The following is a 19,392-nucleotide window of genomic DNA, read 5'->3' on the forward strand; positions in this document are numbered from 1 at the left end:
ATTATAATTATTTGATTTATAATAACTTACTTTTTGGGTATTACAAAGTTGATCTTGTTCAGTTATGTGAATAGATCTTATGTTGACGATATTACCAAATTTACGATATCAACTAATCTTTTATAATATGTTGTTCAATCTTTGGTTGAGGTAAATATTATGAGAAATTGGTCTATTTTAAAAAATAATTGGGATATTTTAATTATTTTTATATCTTATTTCTTCCTTGTAATTTTAATATTTCCTTACTTTCAATTCAAAATATTAGGTGATGAAATATCCTACATAAATATAGCACATGCTTATGCGTTAGGTCATTGGGCAAATGCGATTAATGGATATTGGAGCCCAATGTATTCTTGGTTGATGGTTCCATTTTTGATAATTTTCGGATTTAAACCGATCTATGGAGTTTATATTTCCAAATTCATTTCAATCTTTATTGGCCTATTCACCATATTCTGTGTCAGAAGAATGTCTCAAAAATTAGATATAAATAAAAATATAGAAAGGATATTACTTTTTGTTTTAGTTCCTTCAATAACATTTTTTGTATTACTTTATAATACTCCTGACCTTCTACTAGCTTCACTTTTAATATTATATTTAAGCATATTATTTCAGAGAAATTATGCTGATAATCTTAAATATGCAGTTTTATGTGGTATTATAGGGGCTTTGGCTTTTTTTACTAAGAGCTTTGCATTTCCATTCTTCATAATTACTTTTATATTATTTAATCTAATATTTTACTTCAGAATAAAAATTCAGATACAAAGAAAAAATATTTTAAAAGGATCTATTTTGGGTTTAACAATTTTTTTATTAATCAGTGGATTATGGATTGGAGTAATTGATGAAAAATATGATAAGCCAACTATTTCAACATCTGGTGAATATAACCAAGCTTTAGTAGGTCCGGAATATAAAGTGAATATAATGGACACTGGTATTTCACCAATTTATTATAAAGGATTAATTGAACCTCCAAATGAGGATACCATAAGTATTTGGGATGAATTTTCATATATGAATCTGGATAAATGGAATCCATTTGGTTCTTGGCAAAATATGAATTATGAATTAAATTTAATAGTAGCTAACATAGTATATTCCTTCAACATAACCGAATCGTATCTACCTATTGCAATAATACTATTAATCTCCATGGTGGTAGTTGCATTCTCAAAATCAATCAAAAAAACTTCAAGAAATAATTTAAAATATTTGCTATTAACTATATTTGTTTATACAGGGGGGTATTGTTTAATTACTCCGGAATGGCGTTATTTATGGTTTATATTCTTATTATTAATGATTTCAGGATTTTACATTATAGATCTTTTAAACAAAAATAATGTCATAACTGTTAAAACAAGAAATATTATGTTGATTTTTTTAATATGTACTTTAATTTTCCAACCAATCCTTGAAATAAACTATTTCGTAAACCAAAAAGATAATTCGTATTATTTAAGTAATTCACTACAAAAAGAGTTTAATATTAATGGCAATTTAGCTTCAAACAGTTGGAGTACTTTAGAAATTGCATATTACTTAAACAGTAAATTTTATGGAAACATTACCACGGACAATTCCACACTACTAAATCAAGAATTGATGAAATTTAATATTGATTATTATTTTTCATGGAATTCAACTTCAAACTATAATTTATCTAACTATCATGAGATCACTAACAACAAAATAGATGGACTTAAGATATATTCTAGGAAATAGGCTGGAATAAACAATAAATCTTAGGCAAAAAAAAATTTAAGACTTAGTTAATGGATTACATTCTGTTAATAGTTGAACTTCTCGCAGTATTAAGTACACTATTCACACTATCGGCTATTTGATGTGCCATATTAGTTATAAATGCGCCTGCTACAATTACAATCACTAGTAGTACGCCCATGATTAAAATCATTTCGGCACTTATTTGACCTTTTTCATCCATTAACATAGCCTCAGTTTAATTAATTTATTTTATACTTGATCTAACGCCATTTACATCTTGTGATGCGTTTAGGCCGGAATTTTGGGAGAAGTATGCTCTGTATATTATTAGTGCAGCTACTGCAATGACTATAACCCCACCGAATAATAGAATATACTCTGCTGCTCCTTGTCCACCTTCATCTTTTAATATGTCCATTGTTTACCTCCTTAAATATTAACATAATATATTTAACACATAATTATATTTAAATCTACTTAAAATTTTTTTATTTTGGATGTTTAATACGTTGTAAATTTGAAGATGGATCAAAAATATTGTTCTTTATTATTTGTGGTATGTGATGCTAAATAAAATAACCCTTTAATAATATTATTAGCATGTTATTTGTTTCCACCTTCATTCTAATGTGCCCATATTATTATCACCAATTGCATTTGTTTGATAACTATTTGGTTTCTAATTACTGATATCATCCCCCTTTCACCAATAATTACTAATTATTTCTACTTTGCTTCCCATCTAAATATATTTTTAAAAATTTATTGTGACAAATTTCACATATCTGATATTTTCTATTAATTGAAAATAATCTAATTTATTTTAATGTCAGATTATATTATATTATATTTTAATTTGGTTTGTAAATGTTAAATTATCTTGGAAATTATTTTAATTTTAGATTTATTTAAACTATTACTTCATTTGATTACCATGAACATCACAAAATAAATAGTTTTTAAATAGTTTTATGTGCATATATTCACACAACAAGATGAGTTAAGTGAAATTATGCCAAAAAATTATAACATGAAAGAAACAATTCTTGAACTATTAAATGGGCGAGAATTGTCGAAAAAAGAACTGTTGGAAGAAATAAGACGCGAATCAGAACGTTCTACTTCTGATAAAACTCTTAATGAATCTTTAATGACCCTTTTAAGGGAAAAAAGGATATACATAACTAACTATGACTTTTCGATATACAACGATGTTAAGAGGATTCAATCAATAAAGCCTGAGGGTATTGTTTTTGGGTTGATGAAAACTGATTTTGTAGAAATAGAAACTTTGATCAAGCTTCTTGAAAGTAACGATGTAGATGAAGTTAAACTTGCCTCATCAAAACTTAAAATGAATTTCAGAAACAAGATGGATGAACTCAATTTTAGAGTATCATCGATTAAAAATGAAGATTTGGATGCACTGTTTAACAGAATAATATTTTATATATACTCTCAATCAGAAGATCAAAAAAGAATTCTTATAAATAAACTAGCTTGGAGTTTGAGTAACGAAAATGGATCACTAGACCTATTTGAGGATCTCCTCAACTTTATTGATCACCAAAGCTAGTTTTTTTATTTTATCAAGCTTATATAAAAAAAAAAATCATGAATTAGCTTATGCTACTGCGAATTTTATTTAAATCTTGTGAAGCCCTAAAAGCTTGGGTTCCTGGATTGAAATAGTCTTTATATATAACTAATACTGCTACAGCTATAACAATTACACCACCGAACAATAAAATATACTCGGCAGCACCTTGTCCGCTACAATCATTAATAATATTCATATAATTCCCCCAATAACATAATTATCATCATGATTATATATTACAATTTAATATTCAGTAATACGGTATATAAATCTTCCTAAAAAGTAATAAAATTCTTTAAACAAAAGAAAGTTTTATTAAGGACCATAACCATTTTGAATGGTTTGTTAAATAAAATTAAATCATTTATATTAACCAGAAACCAATTAATTATTTGTGAAAATCATGAGAGTACTTATCATGCCCTGCGGCATAGGTATGGGGCACACATCTAGATGTGTTACCATTGCAAAGGAATTGGAAAAAATAGGAGTAGAAGTAGCCTTTGCAAGCTATGGTTCAGGATACAAAATATTGAGTAATCACTACAACTACGAGCTATACAAACTCCCTGAAATTAAATTTTACGGGGTTGAATGTGAACTGGATATCAAGTACACGGCAAAAAAATCTATAAATGTCCCATTTGTATTTCTTAAAAGTATTTACAAAGAAAGTAGGATGATTAAAAAGTTTAAGCCCGATATTATCATTGCGGATTCTCATTTTTCTGTTCCAATAACTGCAAAGGTGCATGGAATTCCATGTGTCATGATCCAAAATGAGCTTACACTGAACTTCGCAGAACTCTATCCCGATGAGAAAACCATGGAATATCTTGAATCTGGTCTTAAAAAATTTGTGGCAGATGTATGCAACCTTTCTAAGGTTGTAATGATTCCTGATGTTCCAGGATCCATAGAAATACCTACAAAACTTGAAAATAAAGTGGTACATACCGGCCCGTTGCTAAGGGAAGATCCACGTAAGATGAAGGATAAACAACAACTGAGAAGCGAAATGGGATTTAATTCCTGCGACAGGATTGTTTTGGTTACAGTTGGTGGGAGTGAATTCGGCCTTGAGCTCTTAAAATTAATATGCTTAGCTTCTTCAACCATTGATGCCGATAAAATTGTTGTTGTATCCGGACCCCAGATAAATGACGATTTGATACTTGAGACTGAAAAGATCGTCAAAAAAAAATTTTTATCCAACATGATGGAATGGATGAAAATATCAGATGTTATTGTCACATTGGCAGGTCACACAACAACGATGGAAGTTGCTGCACTGGGAATTCCCAATCTTACTGTGCCCATTGAAAAACATCCAGAACAGCTCAGAAATGGTTCGAATATTAAGAAATATGGAATTTCAATAGTTGAAGAACTAAAAAATCTGAACATAGAAAATATATCGGACAATATAAACTTCTTATTAGAAAATACAGATATTCAATCGAAAGTTGAGTCAGTTAAAACCAAATTTTCATCCTATACTGGAACAAAGAATGCTGTGAAGATCATAATGGATAATTCCAGATTAAACTTCTAAAATTGATTTATATTTACTTGATATGAATTTTATTTAAAAAATACCATCAATATCTTCTATTTTATATCTAATATTCATAAGCAGCTCTCTAAAATTTAATATATTTTTCTTTTGTTTATGTAATGGGTATTATACAACTCTTCAACCCTAAAAACTTCGGTTCACTCATGCATTTAATTTTGTTAACTGTGTGTGTTAAGAATGTAGTTTTAAATACTAAATGGATAATATTATACATTAAAAAACTATAGGTTATTATCAAGAGTTGGATTGCAGTATAAATGCTGATATTTCCTGACGATTATAACTGAATTTGGGGCAGATTATACAATTGGAGGTTAAGGATGATCAATTTACTCGTCACAATATTTGGGGGATTATTGCTTATTGCGGGCTTTTTTGGAATGTCTTTTGGTTTTGCTACACCGCCCGATTTTGGATTGTTTATAGTGGGGTTAATTTCTTCAGTTTTTGGAATTATTTTGATGATATTCTTTTCAGGAAGAATCAACCTGTCATCGAAATCTAAGAAACCTAAAAAACTTCCAAAACAAACAGTTAAACCTGTAATGACCAAAGAAAAAAAGGGACCGATTGAAAGGATAGAAAAATCAATAAAACCTCCTGCAAAATCAAAAACAACCCCTAAAATTAAACCCAAACCTTCCCCAGAAGTATCAAAAGCATCAAAAGCATCAAAAGCATCACCAGAAAGACCTGAAAAGCAATTAAAAAAGATCGAACCCATCGTATCCAGACCTGTCCCAAAAAAGGTCAACACTTCTGAGGAAAAAGAAATCCTTGAAAAGACAACCAAACCTCCAGAACTATCTGGCCAAACTAAAAAACCTGTTACAGTCGCAAGGGGTTTAGAAATCCAAAACAAGGAACCTTCAAAAGTAAAACCCACACCCAAACCAGTAACATCTCAACCTAGAATAGTACCAACACCAGTGAACAAAAAACAGCCAGAAAAAACTGAGGATAATAAAAAATCTAGCCCAGTTAAACCTGTACTTCTGAAAGAAACTACAAATAACTCTGAAACAGTTGAAGATAAACCTAAACCTGTACCCAAGCATGTGGATGTTTCAAAATTAAATTTAAAAACAAAACCAGCATCCGATAGAGAAGATCAGGAATTTGTTAAAAACCGTCTGAACAGACTCAAAGAGAACTACATAAAAAATGCTAAAGATATTGAAAGCATAATAGACGAACGTTTAGATTCCTTCAAAGGAACACTTGACACTTTAAAGTCCGAATCGCAAGAACCAAGCATCATATGGTCTTTCGATGCAGGGGATGTTCAAGATGCCCTAAAAGACACAATTTCCAAGGCCAATGAAAAGGTACTGATAATGTACCCCTGGATACGCAACATCGATGTGGCAATACTCAAAAAATTCATGGAAACTGATAGCAGAATGATTATTCAAGAGGCTAGTCTGGATGATGATACATCTGTAGAGCTCATAAAACTTCTCGAGGAAAATGAAGTGAAAATCAGGACAATGCCTCATATTCACACAGTAGCTGTTGTATCGGACAACACAAATGGATTAATAATATCAACGGATCCTATTTATGAAAGTTTTGAAGTAGGGGTTATGTACAAAGACCAAAAATCAATAGAAGAAATTGAAAGATTGTTCGAAGATGCTTGGAGCATTTCAAAGGATTTGGATATGGAGTTAAAACAATGAATATACAATGGTTAGGACATTCAGCATTTCTAATAACAACGGATGAAAATTTGAGAATATTAATTGATCCATTCATAAGCAACAATCCAACAGCACCTGTAACAGTTGAAGAACTGTACGCAGATGTGATATTAGTTACACATGGACATAATGATCACTTCGGGGACACCATGGAACTGATAAATAGAACTGGGGCATTGGTGGTATGCAACCATGAACTTTCAATATACCTCTCAAGACAAGGTTTTGAAACTCTTGGAATGAATATTGGGGGAACAGTACAAGTCCAAGATATTAATGTAACAATGGTTGATGCTAAGCATTCCTCGGACTTTGATTTTGTTGACGAAGTGAGTGCAGGTGGAAGTGCAGCTGGATTCATCATCGAACTTGAAGATGGTAAAAAATTGTATCATGCAGGTGACACAGGGCTTTTCTCAGATATGCGCAATGTAATATCCCATATTTACAGTCCTCAAATTGCAATGCTCCCAATAGGAGATCGTTATACAATGGGTCCATTTGAAGCCGCAATAGCTGCAGAATGGATCGATCCTGAGATAATTATACCCATGCACTACAACACCTACCCTGCAATAGAACAAGATCCATTAAACTACTCAGATCTGGTTCGTAAGTCCAACAGGGATGTTGAAGTTGTGATTTTAAACCCAGGGGACAGTTACAAGGAATAAAACATTCTTTTTTTTTATTATTACTACAAATTTTATGATCATGAATTCAAATCATTTCTAGGTCCATCCACAAATAGTTAGGTGATTAATTGGTTAGAATTTGAACTTGAACATTTATTTAATGTTTAGAATAGTTTCAAAGTACCAAGTATTTTTTAGGGGAAAATCAGAACTTATATAAACCCGAATGTTTAAGTAATTAACAAGAATGGTATAAGGTATTATATAACGGATTAATAGGAATAACAACTGATGATTAACTAAGTCTTTACAGTCTAATGTCCTAATCGTTGTGAGATGGTAAGAGTGATAAAAATGCCGAAATTTTTAAAGCGTAATTTCTTAAGAAACATCTTTAACAAACTCATTGGTAAAGATAAAAAACTTAAAATTGGTTTGTATGGCCACCCTAACTCAGGAAAAACTACACTTGCAAACACCATGACCAACGACTGGTTGGGCAAACCTATAGGCTTAATATCTGAAATACCACATGAAACAAGACGTGTTTATAGACAAGAACGTGTTAAAATAGAATACGACGATGTTGAACTGGACTTTGACATAGTGGACACTCCAGGAATAGCAACAAAGATAGACTATAAAAATTTCCTCCAATTTGGGCTTTCAGAACAAGAAGCTAAAGAAAGAGCAAAAGAAGCAACGAAAGGAATTATAGAAGCAATAAAATGGTTGGATGATGTTACAGGGGTGCTGCTTGTTGTTGATGCAACCCAAGATCCACTTACACAGGCCAACATAACTATCATGGGAAATCTTGAAGCACGAAAGATCCCATTTGTCATTGTTGCAAATAAGATTGACTTGCCAGAGGCATCTGCCGAGAGAATAACATCAGTGTTTCCACAACACACAGTGGTTCCAATTTCCGCACTGCATGGTGAAAATACTGGAGACCTTTATCAGGCGATGGTTGAAAAATTTAATTAAAAGAAATGGGGATTTTAAAATGGATAGTTCAGATACTAATGCATTAAAAATGGATTTTGTTTCCTCAGAAGCACTTAAAGAAAGTAGTAGTATGGAAAAAATTTCAATGATCGTCGACAAAGTTAAAGAAGGTGATCTGCTTGTTATAGAGGGAGGTCTCACCCCCACTGAAGAAGCAGAGTTAATAGAAACCACCATGAGGGAAATTGACGTCGAAAATTTCGTGGGGATTGACATATACACACTTGAAAAGGACAAATCATCTTTTTTCGGACTTTCCAAGAAGAAAGCTATTGGAATAACCATCATTGGTCCTGCCAATGTCATGAAGACAGTGAAGAAACGAGAAAATTTCCTTTCAATGATAGCTAACCTGGGGGATTCAGGTGCATCGTTGCATTAAGTGCGGTACAGAATTTAAGATCAACTCGGAAGAAATAATAATTAAAGGATGTCCTGAGTGCGGTAGTAAATTCTTTGAATACCAGAAGGGTGATTTGAAGGAGATCCATGAAATCAAGGGAGATTCCATTGAAACTATCATGATCCATGAACATGGAATCTACGAACTGAACCTGCCAACATTACTTGAAGAGGATTCCATAATAGTTTCAGATGAAGAAGGAACCTACGTCATAGACATCAACTTCCTACTTAAAAAACAGATGAAAGAAAGGAATAAATCCTAACCATCATTTTATGATTCAATTTTAGTTTAATTACCTCTTTTTGTTCCTTTTAAATCCTTTTGAATCTAGAAAATCACATTTTCCAGATGGAAGTACACGCACAACATCTTCGATGCTTAACAATTTCTCATCATCAATATTATTTCTTATCTGTCTTGCAATTTCTTCTTTTTTGATGTAACCTGGTTTTACAGTAACATACTTTTCTGTGAGGTTTGAAACTGCTTCAGGAGGCCCTGCCATTATTCTGCTACCTTCGTAATCAACAATACCTAGGGAAAGTGTGAGTGGAAGTCCTCTCATGTAGTTTCTTGATCCCCGAATTATGAAAGCTCCCTTGGCTACAAATTCACCTGATTGTGGTGTTTTAGAAACTTGTTCTGGATGGACCCAGTAAACATCTGTTGATCCCAATCCTTTGCTCCATGCACTTGAAAAACAGGCAGCAAATGCTGCAGTTTCGTTGATACTTCTTTCAGGGATTTCCCCTTCACCAGCCTTTAAGATCACTGAAGATGCTCCGTGGATGTCTGAATGGAAGTATATGTCCCTGTTTTCCATATGCTTTTTTACAACCATTTCATTGGTGGTGGCATCCCTTCCACCTATGGCAAGCAATCCATCGGAAGTTACAAACCATCTCAATTTTTCATACCATTTAAGATCCTTTTTAACCCTTTTTTGTGGGACCAATACTTTTTCCATCTCAATTTCCCGTTTATTTTTGGCCTTATCAATTTCTTTCCGGGTTTTTTCGATGGCTATGTGCACTCCCTTAATTTTCCTTTTGGCTTTTTTACCTTTGTTGTAGTATATCTCTGCATTTTCAGGGATGCCCATAGATGAATCAATGTTTACACGAACACCATCTAAATTTAGGGTTAAAACTCCCATTTTATCGATGGATTCAATGATTTCAAGCCCTGGAACCTTATCCTTCTTGGCTTTTTTCACTGTTGCAATGATCTCGAGCCAGGAATTGGTCTCTCTGGCACTGTGTATGATGTTTAAAATATTTTCTATAGCCTGATAATCTGAATAAATGGCTTCACCCTTAATTTTAGAATCTTTAACTGTTTTTTCAAATTTTTCAAGGGTTTCTAACTGTATATTGAGCCGTTTTTCAAATTTTCCAACTTCACCAGACCATACTTCCTCGTTAACATTTACAATGTCTTCACCAACTATACTGCTGTAAAATTCATCGGCAGCATCGTTGAAACTTTCGAACGATTCCTTTTCAAAGTCTTTGTACATAAGAAGATCTAATGGCAATACATCTTCTTTTTTACCTTTAACTATCTGGGGATTGAAATTAAATGTTTTAAGAGGATCAAAAATCGAATTTATTGCTGATTGGATGGCCTCTACATCTTCATCTGTTATTTCATCTGCAGTTTTATTCTTGGCAACATCTGATCTCAGGGCAATCTCTTCAGCGTAGAGACCTCCTAACCCATTTCTTGCAAGGGTTCTTATGATATCCCTATCTGAATTTGTTAAAATAGTTTTAAGTTCTTCTTTATCCACTTCAAGGGGGTTCATACCCCTTTCAGGCGGGTACTTGTATTCTTCTTTGGAACTTATTTTTCTATCTTGCCACACCTTCCTTTTAAGTGGCAGTATTATCTTGTCTTCATGATCTAGAAGTATTATATTTCCCTTTGCAAAGAGTTCCACTACCAATGAGAATTTTTCTTCCTTTTGGATGTCTATTCTCATGATCCTGTCGAAGTTGTGTTGTTTAACTGCTGTTACAGTTCCACCCTTTATGTACTTTCGAAGAAGCATTGGAAAATTTGGAGGTATTTTTGGATTTTGAGGAGGATATTGAGTTGTATGTACCCTGAATCCTGCTTGGAACACCACGTCTACACGTCCTTTTCCAGGCACGTGAAATCTTATTAATACCGTGTCTTTGGTGGGCTGATATGCCTTTTGAACACGGGCATCTTTGAGTACTTCTCCTAATTCTTTACAAATTGCATAAACATCAACATTTGACATGGCTTTCATTGGAACACCTTATGGTTTTATATGGATTGATACTAATATTAAACATTGCTTGGAGGTAAAAATTATGGAAGTGGATGCTAAAGTAACGATCTTACATGTTATTGGCGGTTTAATAGCGGCTTACTTATCATACGGCTTAACAACTGGACTTTTTAACGGAATCAATAACGAGGCAATTGCCATCATCATTGCCCTAATAATTCTATATGGATTCGGACAATTGGCCGAGAGAATTTTTGGCAAAGAAGCTGTTGGCGGATTTAAAGGTTGGATATGGAGTGGAATTGTACCATTTTTCTTTGTATGGTTAGTAGTATGGATAATATTATTCAATATCAATCCTGTACCACCTATAAACACAGTAAGGTAAAAAAAAGACTATAAATTCTTCTTTTTTTCCACAAAAATCTCATTTTTTTTTTAATATTTATTTGATCAATTCTCAGTAGTTATTTTAATTTCAAATTTCAATATGTATCCCTAGTTCAAACTTTTTGCATATTTCTATAGTTTCTTTTTATTTACAAGCACCTAGAGTGCCCAGTAAAATATCCATATGAATACTGATAGAAATGCTATTATGAAGATCACAGGTGCAAAAATTCTGCTTACAGCCACAATTGAACTTATAGTTGTTACGAGTTCCGTTGCATGGTTTGGTCCAAAGGTTTTTATGTCTTTGATCATTGCAACATCACATGCAACTGAAACCTCTTCAAGATCATCTATGGCTTTTTTTGTACAGTTAAACACACTTTCAAGGATTAATTCTGGTACTTTGGTTCCCACAGGATTATGACCTCCTGAAAGGGCATTTACGAAATGGGTGTCTGAGGTCATTATTTCTGCCTCATCGATATCTAGGGAACTGATTTTTTCCAGTATTTGCTCTCTAAATCCTATTTCCATGTTGTTTGAATCAAGCAGTATGTAAGCAGACTTTTGATTGGCAACTTCTACAATCATCACCTTCACTCCGCTTTCCCCCACACCTTGGTCTTTACTAACCTCTTCCATGGGATCAAAGGCACATCCTACCTTTAAATCATACAAATCTCCAGGTTTGTCGAGTTTATCAACAGCACCCATTAGTTCGAATACTTCCTTGTTACCAGGGAGAATTCTTCCGTTTTCTCCTTTAAATGCATTGTGACATTCGACTAAAACAACGTTTTCTGCATTTGTATTTACCCTTGCAAGGTTGCTCAGTGCCAAACCAACACCGAAGTCCATGTCATCAAAACCCACGGGTGCTAAAGTTGCAAGTAAAAGGAGGTTCTTACCGAAATATTGTCCGCATATCTTAGCATCTTCATTTTGTACCCTGAAGAATTTACCGGCTTCGTTGGTATATTCCAAATTTTCAAGGGAATTTCTAACTGAGTCTTCGATCTTTTTTATTTCCTTGGTTGAAACAGGGTTAAAATCATGGGTTGAAGGTCCGTGGGCAACGAGGGTGAAATTTTCAAAGTTATTTGCAAGTTGTGTTGGCATATTTCCCCCACCAATATTTCCGATTGGTCCTGGGTGGACACAAGGACTTAAAAATAATGATTTTAAACCATTTTTTCCCTTAAATGCCACAATTCCTACGATGGTATCTATGGGTTCGCCCATGTCATCGAAAATATCTTCAAGGGCCTTTGATCCCTCTGTGACATGTGCTAAAAATTGGCTTAAAAGTTCTAAACCACCAACACCCAAGTTTCGTTTCATTGGAGACTCAATTATCACAACAAATGAGTATATTGCAACAACCAGGATCAACGATGCTACGATAATTTTTATCAAAAGGGCAACAATGCTGAAGTAGCCTATGTTGGTGCTTATGCTTGTCAGAGAAACGATTACCACTACCATGCTTAGAATAAGGGCAGGTTGTATTACTGCTGCTGGAAGTGATTTGAAAAAGCTGATATTGGATGTTCCCCAGATCACCAGGATCCTGAATCCGAATATTACAACACAACCATAGATAAGGGCGTCTATTGTGTAACTGTAAATTGTGAATTTGGAAACAAGACTTCCTATAAAGTAGATGAAGCCAACAATTACCATGGACACTAACGAAACAAACATTGATTGTTTCATTTTCATGTGTCTGCCTTCAAGAGCGTTTATCATGGGCTGTGTAATAGCTCCACTCATTATTGAAGTTAAACCAAATATTAAAACACCAGCTGCACCACCATACAGTATGCTGTACAGTACAGAGTGTTCGGTACTAGGTTCTACTGCTGTAACGACGCATCCCAAAATAAAACCTATAAACACCATGGCAGCAACATTAAACCTATTACCTGGTAGGGTTACTATGTACTTGCTTAAACCCATTATTCTATCAGAACTACCCATAAATTTACCTCTATAAATGTTAAAATCATTGTAATATATTTAAAACTTCACTTTAAACCATATTTTTCATTTCAATATACAATAGTTTAAGAAAATTTTTATCGTTAAAAATTTTGTACATCATTTTATGTTACTTGTTTGTATAATTTATATATGTATAATTTAATATCTTTCCACAAATAATTTTTAATAGATTTTATTGGAGTAAATTAATTAAAACCCTGTAATTTCTGACATATTTTATTGGCGTTAAATTACAGTGGGATTTAGAGATATGATAACAATGGAAGAAATAGTTAACTATTGGGCTTTAAAAAATAGAAATTTAAGTCATAGAATGACTATGATCTTTTAACAAAATTTATTAGATTTTCCATTTAATATTATTTATAAAAACTTTTTAGGTTGTCTAAAAAAAGTGATTAAATGAAACCAAAACTGAAATTAAATATAGAAGATGGTGTTAAACCCGGTCCCTTTGAGGGAACAAAATATTTAATTTATTACACCAAAGATAAATTTGATAAAACTGATTTAGATGAAGTTGCAAAGGGTCTTGAAACTTGGAGGATGTACACAACCAGTAAAGAAGTGGAAGTAAAATTTTCTGGTGTTCGTCAAAATGAAGGTAAAACTTATTTTGCCCTGACAATGAAATTTCCAGATCTGTTTTTAGAGAAACATCAATTAAACGATTTAATTAATCAGGTTACCGATAGTTTTTCTTCATTTTTAGATCAAAGAATTGAAGACATTATCAAAGAATAAAAAAACTTATTACGGAACTTTTATCCAACTAAAGGTGAACATATGAACGTGAAACTAAAAACACCAATTTCATCGGAAGAGACATCAAATTTGAGAATTGGAGATATTGTATACATCTCTGGAACAATATTTACTGCCCGGGACAGTGCACACAAACGAATCATAGAAGAAGGTGCACCCTTGGATATTGAAGGTGCAGTTATTTTCCATGCAGGTCCAATAATCAAAAAAACAGATGATGGATACGATATGGTAGCTGTGGGACCAACAACAAGTACTAGGATGAATCCTTACGAACCCGAAGTGATTAACATGGGTGCTGGACTCATAGTAGGAAAGGGAGGTATGGATGAAGAAACTGCAAAGGCTCTAAAAAACAACAAGAAAGCTTACCTTTCTGCTGTTGGTGGTTGTGCAGCCCTATACGTGAAATCCATTTTAAAAATAAATAATGTGAACTGGCTTGATTTAGGTGTTCCTGAGGCAATATGGGAACTTGAGGTCAAAGATTTCGGACCTTTGATAGTTACCATGGATTCCCAAGGAGGCAACCTATACGATGAAGTTAGAAAACAAGGAAATAACCAGTGATTCAAATAAACATCCGGTTTTAAAGGATGTAACAGATATTCACATTCATACGGCTCCAGATATTAAACCTAGGTTGGAATCTGACATTGAAGCAGCACTAAATTCTAAAAAGGAATTTATGCATTCAATTGTTTTAAAGTCACACATTGAACCAACAGCTGGCAGAGCTAAGATTGCCTCTGAAGTCACAGGATTTCCTGTGTTTGGTGGTGTGGTATTAAATGAAAGTGTTGGTGGACTCAATTTAGAGGCTGTGAAGACATGTGCAGCCATGGATGGTAAGTTTGTATGGTTTCCAACAATTTCAGCATCTTCTGTTAAATTTGATATGAACAAGATCGAAGAGATCATCCATGTAATTGCTGACAACAACATGGTGCTATTAACAGGACATTTAAAACCTGAAGAAATCTTCAAGTTAATAGATATGGCCCATGGTCAGGGAATATGGAAGATCGTTGTTAACCATCCATTTGCAGGGGTTGTATCCGCGACCCTTAATGAGCAAAAGGAAATGTCAAAACATGCATTTTTGGAGCATTGTTATGTGACTTGCATGGAAAAACATCAAAATCTTGATCCACTAAATATTAAGAATTCAATCCGGAAAGTTGGAGCAGACAGATGTATAATGGCCACAGATTTTGGTCAAAAGCATAATCTTTCACCCTCCCATGGAATGAAAATGTACATAAAAACCATGGAAGCTATGGGAATTAAAAAATCAGAAATTCGAAGGATGTCAATTGGAAATCCAAAAAATCTGATTTACAAATAAAAAAAAAGAGAATATCGTACTGCATTTAAACGGTTTATATTATTGCTAATTTACCTGCAGTGGTTATTTCAAGTTGGTCTGGGGAGATGAATCCCATTTCTCTCAACTCTCTGATGTGGTTGTAGGTCATTCCCCTACTTATTCCGATCCTAATTGCCAAATTTTTGACGCTTTTTCCGTCTTTAGTTAGCTCTTCTAAAACCATCCTTTTGGTTGGCGACAATCCAAAGTTCAGTATAGGCAAGTCTATGGTTTGACTGTCCTCTTCTGTAACGTATACTATTCTCTCGATGTCTCCATGGCGAGCGTAACATCCGAATAAAGCTCCTAAAGCTTGTGGTTTTCTTCCGCCACTGATATTTACAAATAGTTTTCTGTTGTTAGCTTTTTCGTTTTCTATTACATCAACTGTGTCCTTTGCGATTCTAACAACATCATAGAGGCTGGTAATTTTTGTTTCAATATCTATGAAGTTTCCCACTGTTTCAGAGATTATCTGTTCTACCTTTAGCTTGGCTTGGGGAGCATCTTCTTCCCTCAACAAAACAACTTTTTTGGGAGAAAACTGTGTTATACAAACCATAATTGGTTCTATTGAGTAGATAGTCGATATTAACGTATAATCCATTTTATCCCTTCTTAATAATTTAATCCAAAATTTTGTTCAATTGAAATTTACAACTTCTTCAACTTATTATTAATATTCCATATAACTTTTTCTTGAATATGCTTAATATAGTTATTTAGTATTATGCATATTTTGTGACTGATTTCGATGGATTTAGTCTCAAGACTTCCAATGGTTTATTGTTATTAAAGTATGACTATAGAAATGATAATTATTTATGTTTGTAGAATATAAATAAATATTAAATATATATTATTGACAGTTGCAAGTTATTATGTCAATTTTATTAAAAGTCATTACTTAACTTTGTTCTGTACAATGGTTTATGATTTCTATTTATCATTTTTATAATGATAATTTTGAGATATTGAAAATAGTTTGCGGGGGTGGTTGCGATTCCTGAAGAAAAAATCTTGATTATTGAAGATGAAAACATCACAGCTTTAGAGATACAAAATAAGCTTGATAAATGGGGTTATGATGTAGTTGGAACAGCTGGATCAGGTGAAGAAGCCATCCAAATAGCAAATGAAAATGAAATAGAACTAATTTTAGCAGACATTGTTTTAAGGGGAGATATGGATGGTATAGATGCTGTTGATCGTATTTCGGATAGATACGATGTTCCAGTAATATACCTCACAGCCCACGCAGACAATGACACATTTTCAAGGGCAAAAATGACCAAACCTTCAGGGTATGTAATAAAACCTTTTGATGATACAGAACTCAAATATAGTATAGAAATAGCTCTTTTAAGAAATGATTATGCAGACAAAGCTGTGCAAGCAAAGGATAAAGAGCGTATGGCTACTGTTAGAGATTTTATGTTGAGTTCAACACCAGCATTAACATCGCAAGTGAGAATTCAGGACACTGCAAAATTTCTCAAGGATTTTGCGAACTTCTTCGAGACGAATATGCATCATAAAATGAATAGGGAACTTAAACTCGATGATGATTCCTATAAAAACACTGATAACAGCAGAAAAATTTTAACAGAGTATATTGCTTGGGTAACTAACATGTTCACCAATCTTGGTTACAGGATAGAAACAGGATCAGATGAGTTCACAATAACTGAATGTTTGTGGAGTCCTAACGTGAATGATAATAAAATATACTGCTTAATGTGCAGAGCTATGGTAGAATTATCTCTTAATTGGACCGACATTGATGTTAAAATGTTTCATAGTTATTTACTCGGACCTAACCCTCCTAAATGCAGATTTTCATTTAACAGAACATTCTAATCATTTAATTAGGAGTTAAATCGAAGTTTATTTATTGTATTCTATTTTATCATTTATTTTATAGTGAGGTGATTATTTTGTCAAAACTTTCCGGTGAATGGAACAACGAGGGAATTGAATTTTATGAGAATGGACAGTACCCAGAAGCTCTTAAATGTTATGAAAAAGCTCTAGAATTGGATAAAAATTTTGTACAGGCCTTAAATAACAAAGGTAATGTTTTAAGGGTGCTTGGAAGGTATGATGAATCATTGGAATCATTTGACACTGCTATTTTAAAAGAACCTAAAAATGCTGAGCTCTGGGTTAATAAAGGTGCTGTTTACTATGAGATGGATGATTACAACCAGGCAATAGAATGTTACGATGAAGCATTAAAAATAGAGCCAAAAAATACCAATGCCCTAAGTAACAAGGGAGCTGCCCTTGCAAACTCAGGAGATCTTGATTCTGGAATGGAATGTTTCAATGAAGCTTTGAAGATAGATCCCCTTGATGTTAATGCACATATCAACAGAGACAAACTCAAAGATTTTATGGACAATACAACTTAATCCTTTTCATGTTCAATATCCAACATGAAAAGATCTGTTAAGCGTACATCATAATATTTAAACAAGGCTACAAAGTGTTTGAACCGTTTAATTCCAGATTTTGTTATGGTGTACTTACCATTTTGAACTAATATGAAATTTCTCTTGACCAGGGGATCCATTATTTTATCAAAATCAGTTTTAAATCCATATTCATCCTCTGGAATCAAATGCAATTCACTTAGAACTGGAATATAGGTTTGAGTGTACATGGTTTCGAGTGAACTTATTATGTTCTCTTTTTCTTCATTTTCACGTGCCCATACACTAAAAATCGTGAAAATTCTGAAAGCCTTGAGTTTTCCATCTTGAACATAATTTTCCACAGGTGTTTTGTACTTATGTAAATCTGTTTCTTCTCCTTTTATTGAGTGTATAGCATCTTTTAACAATCCAATTGCATCAGTGAAAATTCTAAATGCTACAACTGCACCTACAATTGCATCCACGTAGTAAATGCCAAAAAATGAAAATCCAGCACCTATTGCAACTGACGATGCAATGAATATATGATTTTTAGAATCAACAGATTGGGATATGAGTGTTAAACTTCCAGATGCCCTTCCTATCTGACGCTGATAGAAGAAAAGTCCTGCATACACAAATACTGCAAAAATTTCGATTATGATAACCAAACTTGGATCAATGATGGGGCTGAGTGTTGATGTCCATGCAGTGTAAAGTCTTGAAAAGGATTCGTACATAACTGTTATGGATGCAACGAAGAGCAGAACAATGACCAGAAGAGTACTTAAAGATTCGTGTTTGGTTTTAATTCCAACCCAAACAAGAAATGCAGATATTGTATCGGTTGCACTGTCTGTACCATCACTTATTATACCAACACTGCCTGTTATAAATCCCACAGAAAGTTTTAAAAATGCCATGAAACCATCAACAACCGTTGTGTTAATGGCTGCACCTGAAGGTGCAAAAAGACGATTTTCAATCATTTCTGCACGTTTTTCGAATCTTTCCTGATTTAACTTGGCCAGTTTCAAACCAGTTTCAGTTAGTTCATATTTTTCATCGTTAATCTTCAATATTCCAACTTCAACAAGTTTATTACAGGTGTCAACAGTACGCAAACCATGTTTAACCACATGTTTTTCTTTAAACCTGTATGCATAGTATCTTTCCCAAGTCCTGTCCCTCAAATGGAACAAGTACAGGAGAATTCTTCCTAAAATATTGTACTGTTTACCGTAATGAACATTGTACCATATGCTTGATATGAAAACTATTGTAATGTCCTCTAGATCCTTTAGACTGATCGAACCCCTTTCGAAGATTGCCATGATAACAAACTTTTCATAGCCCAAAGGCTTGTACTCTTTTTTACTCATTTTTACCCGCTTAATTATTTTTTTAATATTACATTGCTCCATTAATATTATAATACTATCTTTAACTTCATTAACTAAATATTAAACTGAGTAGATCCCTGATTAGTCAAACTATAAAAAATTAG

The 19,392-nt window shown here is 33.3% G+C and carries 21 protein-coding genes; 14 read left to right on the forward strand and 7 right to left on the reverse strand.

Features of this window, described 5'->3' with window-relative positions; genetic code table 11:
* Positions 1–159 precede the first annotated feature (159 nt).
* Positions 160–1,740, forward strand: a complete 1,581-nt coding sequence (locus METBO_RS03710; RefSeq protein WP_013644331.1) for a glycosyltransferase family 39 protein — start codon at positions 160–162, stop codon at positions 1,738–1,740.
* Positions 1,741–1,795: 55 nt separating this feature from the next.
* Here the strand turns inward: METBO_RS03710 and METBO_RS03715 are convergent, their stop codons facing one another.
* Positions 1,796–1,969: a class III signal peptide-containing protein gene (locus METBO_RS03715; protein WP_144017507.1), complete on the reverse strand. Its 174-nt coding sequence runs from the start codon at positions 1,967–1,969 to the stop codon at positions 1,796–1,798.
* 18 nt (positions 1,970–1,987) lie between these two features.
* Positions 1,988–2,161, reverse strand: a complete 174-nt coding sequence (locus tag METBO_RS03720) for a class III signal peptide-containing protein (protein WP_013644333.1) — start codon at positions 2,159–2,161, stop codon at positions 1,988–1,990.
* A gap of 612 nt (positions 2,162–2,773) precedes the next feature.
* Here METBO_RS03720 and METBO_RS03725 point away from each other — a divergent pair.
* Positions 2,774–3,319, forward strand: coding sequence for a hypothetical protein (locus METBO_RS03725; RefSeq protein ID WP_227717241.1), 546 nt, complete (start codon positions 2,774–2,776; stop codon positions 3,317–3,319).
* A gap of 43 nt (positions 3,320–3,362) precedes the next feature.
* Here METBO_RS03725 and METBO_RS03730 read toward each other — a convergent pair whose 3' ends face one another.
* On the reverse strand, positions 3,363–3,539 hold the full coding sequence (locus METBO_RS03730) for a class III signal peptide-containing protein (RefSeq protein WP_013644335.1): 177 nt from the start codon (positions 3,537–3,539) through the stop codon (positions 3,363–3,365).
* Positions 3,540–3,746: 207 nt separating this feature from the next.
* On the opposite strand from METBO_RS03730, the gene METBO_RS03735 reads away from it, so the two are divergent.
* The 6 genes from METBO_RS03735 (at position 3,747) to METBO_RS03760 (ending at position 8,939) form a co-directional block, all read left to right on the forward strand.
* On the forward strand, positions 3,747–4,898 hold the full coding sequence (locus METBO_RS03735; RefSeq protein ID WP_048186340.1) for a UDP-N-acetylglucosamine--N-acetylmuramyl-(pentapeptide) pyrophosphoryl-undecaprenol N-acetylglucosamine transferase: 1,152 nt from the start codon (positions 3,747–3,749) through the stop codon (positions 4,896–4,898).
* Between the two features lie 344 nt (positions 4,899–5,242).
* Entirely contained in the window at positions 5,243–6,604 is a 1,362-nt protein-coding gene (locus METBO_RS03740) for a hypothetical protein (protein WP_013644337.1), read from the forward strand.
* On the forward strand, positions 6,601–7,299 hold the full coding sequence (locus METBO_RS03745) for a metal-dependent hydrolase (protein ID WP_013644338.1): 699 nt from the start codon (positions 6,601–6,603) through the stop codon (positions 7,297–7,299). The genes METBO_RS03740 and METBO_RS03745 overlap by 4 nt, the downstream gene beginning before the upstream one ends.
* A gap of 315 nt (positions 7,300–7,614) precedes the next feature.
* Positions 7,615–8,250 (forward strand): Era-like GTP-binding protein, encoded by a 636-nt coding sequence (locus METBO_RS03750; protein ID WP_013644339.1) that lies wholly within the window; start codon positions 7,615–7,617, stop codon positions 8,248–8,250.
* 19 nt (positions 8,251–8,269) lie between these two features.
* The gene (locus METBO_RS03755) at positions 8,270–8,653 is read left to right on the forward strand and encodes a DUF2073 domain-containing protein (protein ID WP_013644340.1); all 384 of its coding nucleotides are present in this window, start codon (positions 8,270–8,272) and stop codon (positions 8,651–8,653) included.
* A complete protein-coding gene (locus METBO_RS03760; RefSeq protein WP_013644341.1) occupies positions 8,637–8,939 on the forward strand; it encodes a Zn-ribbon domain-containing protein in 303 nt (100 codons plus the stop codon). The genes METBO_RS03755 and METBO_RS03760 overlap by 17 nt, the downstream gene beginning before the upstream one ends.
* 30 nt (positions 8,940–8,969) lie before the next feature.
* On the opposite strand, the gene rqcH is transcribed toward METBO_RS03760, so the two are convergent.
* A complete protein-coding gene (rqcH, locus tag METBO_RS03765; protein ID WP_013644342.1) occupies positions 8,970–10,955 on the reverse strand; it encodes a ribosome rescue protein RqcH in 1,986 nt (661 codons plus the stop codon).
* A gap of 64 nt (positions 10,956–11,019) precedes the next feature.
* Here rqcH and METBO_RS03770 point away from each other — a divergent pair, with 64 nt between their 5' ends.
* The gene (locus METBO_RS03770; RefSeq protein ID WP_013644343.1) at positions 11,020–11,325 is read left to right on the forward strand and encodes an EMC6-like membrane protein; all 306 of its coding nucleotides are present in this window, start codon (positions 11,020–11,022) and stop codon (positions 11,323–11,325) included.
* Positions 11,326–11,486: 161 nt separating this feature from the next.
* Here the strand turns inward: METBO_RS03770 and METBO_RS03775 are convergent, their stop codons facing one another.
* Positions 11,487–13,310: a DUF2070 family protein gene (locus tag METBO_RS03775; RefSeq protein ID WP_013644344.1), complete on the reverse strand. Its 1,824-nt coding sequence runs from the start codon at positions 13,308–13,310 to the stop codon at positions 11,487–11,489.
* A gap of 426 nt (positions 13,311–13,736) precedes the next feature.
* Between METBO_RS03775 and METBO_RS03780 the strand changes: the two genes are divergently transcribed.
* Genes METBO_RS03780 through METBO_RS03790 form a run of 3 tightly spaced genes read left to right on the forward strand, consistent with a single transcriptional unit; the run spans position 13,737 to position 15,447 of the window.
* Positions 13,737–14,078 (forward strand): hypothetical protein, encoded by a 342-nt coding sequence (locus METBO_RS03780; protein WP_013644345.1) that lies wholly within the window; start codon positions 13,737–13,739, stop codon positions 14,076–14,078.
* A gap of 42 nt (positions 14,079–14,120) precedes the next feature.
* Complete coding sequence (locus METBO_RS03785) at positions 14,121–14,669, forward strand: FumA C-terminus/TtdB family hydratase beta subunit (protein WP_013644346.1); 549 nt, start codon at positions 14,121–14,123, stop codon at positions 14,667–14,669.
* The gene (locus METBO_RS03790) at positions 14,638–15,447 is read left to right on the forward strand and encodes a DUF6282 family protein (RefSeq protein ID WP_013644347.1); all 810 of its coding nucleotides are present in this window, start codon (positions 14,638–14,640) and stop codon (positions 15,445–15,447) included. The genes METBO_RS03785 and METBO_RS03790 overlap by 32 nt, the downstream gene beginning before the upstream one ends.
* Positions 15,448–15,481: 34 nt before the next feature.
* On the opposite strand, the gene csa3 is transcribed toward METBO_RS03790, so the two are convergent.
* Positions 15,482–16,075, reverse strand: a complete 594-nt coding sequence (gene csa3, locus METBO_RS03795; RefSeq protein WP_013644348.1) for a CRISPR-associated CARF protein Csa3 — start codon at positions 16,073–16,075, stop codon at positions 15,482–15,484.
* A gap of 413 nt (positions 16,076–16,488) precedes the next feature.
* On the opposite strand from csa3, the gene METBO_RS03800 reads away from it, so the two are divergent.
* Both METBO_RS03800 and METBO_RS03805 read left to right on the forward strand, forming a co-directional pair.
* Complete coding sequence (locus tag METBO_RS03800) at positions 16,489–17,328, forward strand: methanogen output domain 1-containing protein (protein ID WP_265101215.1); 840 nt, start codon at positions 16,489–16,491, stop codon at positions 17,326–17,328.
* A gap of 68 nt (positions 17,329–17,396) precedes the next feature.
* The gene (locus tag METBO_RS03805; protein WP_394294930.1) at positions 17,397–17,882 is read left to right on the forward strand and encodes a tetratricopeptide repeat protein; all 486 of its coding nucleotides are present in this window, start codon (positions 17,397–17,399) and stop codon (positions 17,880–17,882) included.
* On the opposite strand, the gene METBO_RS03810 is transcribed toward METBO_RS03805, so the two are convergent.
* On the reverse strand, positions 17,879–19,267 hold the full coding sequence (locus tag METBO_RS03810) for a cation diffusion facilitator family transporter (RefSeq protein ID WP_013644351.1): 1,389 nt from the start codon (positions 19,265–19,267) through the stop codon (positions 17,879–17,881). The two genes, METBO_RS03805 and METBO_RS03810, sit on opposite strands and share 4 nt — an antisense overlap.
* Positions 19,268–19,392: the final 125 nt, after the last annotated feature.

The organism is Methanobacterium lacus, assembly GCF_000191585.1.
GTDB lineage: Archaea > Methanobacteriota > Methanobacteria > Methanobacteriales > Methanobacteriaceae > Methanobacterium_B > Methanobacterium_B lacus.